This window comes from Bacillus sp. FG16, assembly GCF_057809515.1.
The window spans coordinates 65,524-73,882 of sequence record NZ_JBMDKC010000015.1; the positions used below are offsets into that span (position 1 = coordinate 65,524).

Sequence of the window (8,359 nt, forward strand, 5' to 3'; positions counted from 1 at the left end):
CCCCTTTCTCACACTATTCGCTTCTTTTTGAGAAAGAACCTTTTAAAAACATTGAAAAACCCCCTTCATTTCCCTACCAATGAAGGGGGTCTTTCTTATCGTTTGCTACGCCAACTTTCATTATGCCCAAGATTTGCACCTGTCGCTAGTTGCACATCATATAACATTTCACTAAAGAAGCGTTTATCTACTTCTTTTGGTACAATGCGTCTTTCATCATCAATTTCATCGTATTCATATGAACCATGATTCACTGTACCTGCTTTATAAAATTGAATGTCAAATACACATACATCTTCTTCATCTTCATAACCAATCGGCGCTCCGCTAAATGAAAGCTCTGCCCCTAATCCAGTACGAGTATCTTCTTTATAAAACGTATAATACACACCGCCATCTTGAACAGATCCACGGATCCATCCAAGCTTCGTCATCTTACCGAATAACGAACGACCATTTACTAAAATACCACCAAATCTCTCAATAGCACTCTCATCATTCTCTTCTACTACAAACACTGGACGCTCAATTTGTAGGAACGGCTGAACAATTCCCGCACTTTCTAATTGCTCTTTCCATAATTCCTTCTCCGCCCCAGACAATTCTAACGGATGAACGAAACCAATAACAGTGCCAAATGAAAGTTCATAACTCTTCCCGTCAATTGTACATAACACGCCACCTTCTGCATAACGGAATGCGTTCAGCAACTTCCCTTCCTTATACTCACCCCAAATGAGTGAAATAGAAAATTGCTTCATAATTGGATTATCCATAAATACAGACTTCCATGCATTATGTGACCAATAACGCTTTAACGAAAGTGCCGCTTCCAATCGTTGTTTTTGCATTGAAAGAGTAGTTCGGAGTTCCTTCTTTAAAGAGGCTAATTCTTTTTTAGCCTCTTCAGCCTTTTCTACATCATCTTTTGCATTCGGCTTTGGAAGTGACTTCATACGTTTTCCTTCCTCTGTCTCTAATTCAATTTTTGACTCTGTAGTTAAAATGGCAGTAAAACTTCGATTCCCGAAATCAATTATCTTTTCACCATGTATAGTAAAGCCAAGGTCCGGCACCAATTGATCTTCCAGCTCTTCCTCTGTTATACCACGTGTTTTCGCAGCAAGACTTAGCGCTTCTTTTGCTGCATTACGTACTTGCTTATGTTTATATTTAAATGCTATTGCATGAATAGACATAAGTGCAAGCTTAGATGAAGACAAACCTAAAGCACGAACGGCATCCGCTGCTATCTTTCCTCTCATTTGAAGCACCCATTCATCAATTTGCTTTATAAGTATGTCGACCATTTTGTCGTCACTATACATTCCGTATAACGAAAGAATTCCACGCTTCTTCACATCTGCGTCTTGAGAAATCCATATTTGATATATCGTTTGCACATATTCTTTTAAGTCCTCTTCATTTAAAGCTCTACCAATTACTTCTGCCGTTTCTTTCTTCTCAATAACAGCATCTGAGATATACTGTTGTAAATAGGCTAACGGAATTGCAGCATCAGCAATTTCATTAGAGTCACGTAAACGGATTTGTGGCTCATCCCCAATCAATTGCAGAAGTGAATTTCTTGTTTGTTCCGTTAAAATACGTGCACATAGTTCTTCGATCTTTTCTTCCTCCGTTTGAAATAAAAACGAGAATTTTCCTGCGAAAGATTCATTTTTACTTTCTTGCAAAGCTTCCTGTACAAGTTTCGTATATTTTTCAAGCTTATACTCTATTAGTATTTTCATCACATTTTCACGAACAATCTTCTTTTTATTATGAAGTTCAACTGCTACATCTGCTGCAGCTTCTACATCTTTTGAAAGCAGTTTAACTACAGACTCACGCATTTTTTTAGATGAATCCCCTAAGCTTTTAATTAAAATCGGACGCATTTTAACCATGTTATCCTTTGCTAACTCTTCTAAAATATATGCTTTTGCCATAGCAGAATACTCATCAAACCGTTCAATTATATATGCTTGTTCTTTTACAATTACAAAAACAAGCGCTTCCTTCGCCTTATTTCTCTCTTCACTGTAGCATGCAGCTTCTTCAACTGCATAAGCGATAAGTTTTTCCTTACTTAACCCATACGAAAGCAGATCTTCTAATACTTGTTTCGGCTCTACTCCTCTGACAGAACATTCGTAAAGAAGTTCGTATAAATTAACACTATCATCATCTCCAAACTGTAGTGTAAGTACAGCTTCCCTTTTCGCTACATCATCTATATCCCAAAGAAGCGCAACCTCTAACACCGGCATACCCCAATACATACTTCTATATTTCGGATTTTTAAGTATTTGCTTTATATCCTCAAGTGACAACTTCCCTAGTAAATAATCACAATATGTATCCCGCAATGTAGACAATTTAATTTGCAAAGCAGCAACAAAAAATTCTTCTCGCATTTTCCCTCTATTTAGCTCATATCCTTTTTCGGCTAGCGTTCGTGCGATGATGAGATAATTCATTTTACTTACATATTGCAAAGTTTGTTGAACAAATTCAGGATTTCCCTCCAACATAAAGCATAGCAATTCATATTCATAAGTCTTACAAAAATCCTCACTATTCAAATCATGTTGCCTTAGACGATGCGCAAAAAATCTTTCCTTAGAAATCCAAAACTGTGTACAAAAACTTTGAATTTCTTCATATGTTTCTCTATTTACACTACCAGTTTTTTTGTAGTTTTGAGACTGACCAAGAGTGTGACACATATAACGTGTTGCATAGTTTATAAAACCCCAAACATTTTTCTTCGCCAATATCTCAATATATCGCCTCGCAACATTCGAATGTTTATGAACACAAAATAATAGCCGCCAAATATGTTCCGGTAAATTCCCACCTATAAATACTTCACTATCATCTTCACCTTTTAAATACCGTTTAACTGCTTCAACCTTTTCCTTTTCCCCTAGCAGTTTCAATATAAATTCTGTATGTTCTTCTAACCTCTTATTCAATAAAGAACTATATGTACGAAACTTTTCATACTCTACATCAAACATTACGAGAAGTAATGTTAATTGCTGTTTAGTTGGTAAAGTATGTAATTGTTCCTCTATATAGTTCGGTTTCTCTTTTGTTAACTCTCTAAGAAAAACATCTGCTTCATTGACGTAACTTGAAATACTAGATAAATACCTACATGCAATTGCTACAAGTTTGTCCAAAGGTAGTGCACTTTTTTCTAAATAAACCTTCATTTTAGAAAAACTGACATGCGCAAAACGGACTACAAGAACATTTAATAATTGCTCCTCGAGTATATGATAAAATAACCGAAAGAAACCCGGATCTTGTTTATGTACTTTCCTAAAATCGTTTATAAATCGCTCCGCAAAATCGCTTCTTTTTTGATCACGAATCGTCGTTAGTTCAATATCTTTTAAAATCTCTTCTTCTTTTGTCTGTATATATCGTAGTGATAATTGTTCCTGTTCTTCTGTCATATTAATATATTGAAACAACTCAGATATACTAGTAGTCAAACTTTGTACCCCCCGCATCTTTTTATCTATTATAAAAATACCCTTATTTAATGGTAGTATAGCATAAAACCCACAAAAACGAACGTACATTCTACATTAAATTAATATAAATTAAAATACACTACTCAACATACATTTCCTTCTCTCTAAACTTCCCATTACACACTTCTCCCCACTAAAATCCTTTAACTTTTTGCTACACCAATTCCTCAAAATCCCCTTCACATAAGCTAACGTTTTCTTATTATTTTCAAACGCAATTTTAAGTGCCTCTAACACTTTCTCTCCAGAAAATTTTTGTATCCAATTCTTCAATTCTTTCACAATATATGGGGATAAACTACTAATATTTTGTTCATAAAACTTATAAACTTCACTATTTGGAACGTCCTCTTCTATACTTTCTACCTCTTCCGCTTCTTCTTTCTCTTCAATAACTACTTGTGAACTACTATTATCCTCTTCTTTTGGCATACCAAAATGCTGCAATAATAATGGAATCGTGTATTCTTCTTCAAGGCATTTACGTAAAAACATATGTATGAACTCATTACTTTTTACAGTCTTTAACTCACGTAATACGCACTTTTCTACATTCGTATTTGAAATAGGGTTATAGTGTAACCAGTTTATTATGAATACCTCTTTCGTTTCCGTCTCATATAAAATCTTTCCATACTCAACAAACCTGTTTAGCAACTTCTCAACAGTCTCCATACTATAACCTGTTTCAAGCTCTGCCACACGCTTCGGTAATATGTAAATACCACATTGCTTCGTTTTCGTACCAGTTAACAAATATATGTAAAAATAACGCTCCTCTGGCGTTAAATCTAATATGAATTCATCTTGCCAAAAGTTCACCTGCACATTACGGTATACCGCCATATGTTTCCCTCCACTCTTTGCTAGTAAATAGGAATGCTGGAATGGTTTTGGCATTCGAATTACAATTTTTTTTACTACTACAACGCCGGTTTCATTTTTTCGTGCTTGTTTTGTTCTTGTAGTTGTTTTTGTTTTTGTTTTTTCTTAGTGATTTATTACTTGGTAGGGGCTTATGAGGGGCTTGGAAGGGCATTCTACATTACAATCTATGAAATACAATTTGTTCTTCCTACTAAATAGGAGCTATTCCAAATTATTATTTTGGATAGCTCCTTTCAAATTCTTCTTATTTTTTACTTCTACCAATGTCAGCTTCTACATACAATTTATTCTGCTATTTGCAGGCAGTAAAACTCTCATTTCAAAATTCGGTGAATAAACTGCTCGATTGCAACGCGAGTGGCCCCACTGATTCAAGTTTTATTTTATTTTTGCATTGAATCTAACATCTTCACAATAAAGGCAGCTGCCTGACCACGAGTTGCTGTACCTCCGGGATCAAACTCATTATTTCCAACACCATTAACTACCTTTAAGCTGTATAATCGTTGAACCGATTCTTTGTATGTTATTAAATGCTTATCTGTAAATGGTAATGCTACTAACTCACCTGTAATTCCTTTGTATCGTAGTGCTTTGTCAATCATAATAGATACTTCTTCACGAGTAATTGGTGAGTTAGGATCAAAAACCCCTTCACCACGACCATTAATAATTCCTGCACTTGCACAACGTTTAATACCGTCATGAAGTGATGGATGTGTCTCATTAATATCTACAAATGACTTATTTCCCTCTGGTAGTTTAAGAGCATTCGAGATTAATTTCGCAAACTCCGCTCTCGTTACATTTCGATATGGCGCAAATACACCATTACCTTCGCCTTGCATAATACCTAGACTGTTTAATTTACGAATATGCCCTTCAAACCAGCCACCTGTAATATCATCTTTTGGTTTTTGTACTTCTTCCTTAGGCTTTTGTACTTCTTCCTTTGGTACATTGTAGTTAATTTTAATCCAACTTGGGTCATAGAAAATCCATTCTCCATTACCTACTTTATACCAACCATTTTTAACCGCTAATACTTTGTAACGATCTCCGTTTGAAGCTTTACGTACAACACGATGTTCAATGCCCGCATCACTACGTACATTGATGCCACTACCATTTACCACTAGTTCCATGCTAGGTTCAGCTGGATTATTTTCATTTGGATTAAATGAGTCATTTTTATCTTGTAAAGGCGTATCAATCTGCGCATTTATATTTGCATACCACTGAATTCCTTGTACGAAACCAGCCCAATTACCTCGTGAAATTAAAATGTCAGGACATTTTTTCCCGCTCCATTGTTGATGCTTGTATATATGATCTGCACCAATTCCTTCTTTGTTCATTAAATAACCTGCAAGTCGTTTTGCATTTTCTAACGCTTTATTGTAATCACCGTCTTGGTTAACCGCAATCTCGATACCGATAGACTCCCTGTTTCCTGAACCATCTCCATCTCCTGCATGCCAACCATTTTCGTTTGTTGGTAAGTGTTGATAAATTTGTTTATCATCTACAGTAAAATGCCATGAAGCTGTTCGGAAAGTGCCTTCAGTTGCTTGCTTGTATAAATATTTCGCATGATTTTCAGCATTAGCACCAGCGGCTGTATTTGCGGTCTCATGGATTGTAATGTAACGTGCTTTCATCGGATTCGCAGGACGAATATCAGGATTTCCTGCTGGAACAATCCACTCCACAAATGGAACTCCTGCAAGTGTTCCATATTTCTTCGTACTCTGTGCACTATATTGAATACCTCTTGGCTTTGCAACAGGTTTCATTTGACGATCAGATCCATCATTTCGACCATCTACAGATTCAAATGCCTTTTCAATGTTTGAAATAGCTTCCTTTTCTGCTACTTGTCCCTTCTTAGCATCTTGCATTTTGTTTAATTCTTCTGTTTCATCATGTTTATGCTTATATTCTTCTAAAAGCATTTTTTCATTTTCAGATACTTCTGCTTCGTTAATTTGTACATGATCAGGAACTTCCAACTTGAAATTAGAATAATTTAATCCGCTCGTTCCGTGTTCTCCTTGGGCAATATTAAGTTGATCAGTTTGAGATTTGTTGATCTCTTCTGCTGATGCTGATAAAGGTACACTCCCTAAAATCACTAGGCTTGTTGATAGTGCGATTACTTGTTGTTTGATTGTCTTATTCATTATTATAAATAGATATACACACATTCCCGCCGTGTATATATCTCAACCTCCCTTTGTTGTCACATTAATTTTAAAAATATGAATCTACTATGTACTTCTAATATATTTTCTTTTTATTTATATATTTAAATTATATTATTTTATGCCCGTTAAGAAAATATTTATATGTCATCCCTACAAATGAATTTCATCTAACATACTTTTTACAAAATCCGTCAACAAAAATTATTTTACAACTAATTACAAATACCGTCAAAATAATCAATTTAAACTTAGACAAATGACTGGCATACAATTTCATAATAAGAGATCCTATACTATCGACATACATCTATTCCAAATTCCCTTTAACGTTTTCAACAAGCTCATTTATCGTATTCCGATCAAACTTATCACTAATTTCATATGACTCACGATCTCCTACGAATTGCACGCCCACGATATCATTGCGATCCTTACCGTATTGCACTTCAATAATAGATCCACGCTCTATTTGTTTCCAAATGAGACCTGCTTTATCTTTATTATCTAAAATAATGCAGTCTTCAATATTTTCGTCAATTCCAATTAACTTATTATCATCCATATATCCAATCTCGTATTGTTGCCGTTCTTTCGCTTTGCCACTTACTAATATACCTTTGCTACCATATGAATAATCCATATAGTCCTTTTTCTCCGTTTGTACCGCTTTCGGCTTTTTCAGCAGCCCCACAACCTGTAATAAGACTGATTGGCATAACCACTATTAATACTAATCTAGTAAATTTCTTTATCATTTGTAACCAACCTCATATATTTAATGTAAAACTCCATTTATTACTTCTATTAAAGAATAACATGATACTAAGTAAACAGAACGAAAGATAACATATTATTTACATACCCACACTTTAATGAAGGACCAGGCCATTTAAACCTAGTCCTCCATAACTTTAACTTTGCTTCACATACTTAATTGTATGAAATGACGTCTCATTAAATAATCGCAAGTTTTCCCCATCATAATCTTGAACTTTATATGCTATTTTCTTTTTTTGAATTGTATCTTCTACACCGTCTACTAAACGTTTATTGAGATGTAAATAGATTCTAAAAGCTTCCTTATCATATTCCCAAGTTCCTTCAATATAATTCTTTTTATTTGGATACTCACCTTTACCATACGTTTCAAATGTCTTATCACCTTTTAAAATGAGTGACATATTGAAACCGTCTGTTCCTTGGAATCCCCAATTACCGATTAATTCCGTACCATCTTTCACATTCTTCATAACGTTATCTGTATTAATTCCAGCTTTCTTATCTAACTCTTTCAAATCTTTCATAGATACTGTACCGTCACCGATTTTAATATCCCCTTCAAGATCTTTGAATGCCTTAAGCCAGTAAATATCTCCTTCTTTCACTAACTTTTCAGATTTTTCTATTAACTCTTTATCAGTCTTATCACCTTGTTCTCTTTTTTCTTTTCTGGTGAAGACTTCATTTATTAAAGAAAAAGACTCTCTAAAATAACTAATTGCTTTTTCAAAATCTTTTTGTTGGTTTACATACTCTGTCGGGGGATCTATCGACTCAAATTTATCTAACACTTTATTTAATTCTTTCACACTATCTACTATATCTGATTTCTTTTTCTTACCGTCAAAAACCTCTCTTGTAATATTGTTATGCTCCGCTGTAAATGTCAAGATGATCATGTACATTTTCACTTGTTTAAGCATGTACAAATTT

At 34.6% G+C, this 8,359-nt stretch carries 4 protein-coding genes and 1 pseudogene; all 5 read right to left on the bottom strand.

The features are described 5' to 3' along the window. Nucleotides 1-95 precede the first annotated feature (95 nt). Nucleotides 96-3,509, bottom strand: coding sequence for a DUF4132 domain-containing protein (locus tag ACODS7_RS08325; RefSeq protein ID WP_243168406.1), 3,414 nt, complete (start codon nt 3,507-3,509; stop codon nt 96-98). 111 nt (nt 3,510-3,620) lie between these two features. After that, the gene (locus ACODS7_RS08330) at nt 3,621-4,397 is read right to left on the bottom strand and encodes a DnaD domain-containing protein (RefSeq protein WP_029442807.1); all 777 of its coding nucleotides are present in this window, start codon (nt 4,395-4,397) and stop codon (nt 3,621-3,623) included. 425 nt (nt 4,398-4,822) lie between these two features. Next, a complete protein-coding gene (locus tag ACODS7_RS08335) occupies nt 4,823-6,622 on the bottom strand; it encodes an S-layer homology domain-containing protein (RefSeq protein WP_243168405.1) in 1,800 nt (599 codons plus the stop codon). 331 nt (nt 6,623-6,953) lie between these two features. Continuing rightward, nucleotides 6,954-7,401 (bottom strand): annotated as a pseudogene (locus ACODS7_RS08340) (hypothetical protein). A 156-nt stretch (nt 7,402-7,557) separates the two neighbouring features. After that, nucleotides 7,558-8,359, bottom strand: an 802-nt coding sequence (locus tag ACODS7_RS08345; RefSeq protein WP_488826377.1) for a DUF3994 domain-containing protein, incomplete at its 5' end; no start/stop codon positions are given.

What these genes read in the sequence shown, in the direction of transcription:
- ACODS7_RS08330 (WP_029442807.1), bottom strand. Translation starts at nt 4,397, where the DNA reads ATGGCGGTATACCGTAATGTGCAGGTGAACTTTTGGCAAGATGAATTC.
- ACODS7_RS08335 (WP_243168405.1), bottom strand. Translation starts at nt 6,622, where the DNA reads ATGAATAAGACAATCAAACAACAAGTAATCGCACTATCAACAAGCCTA.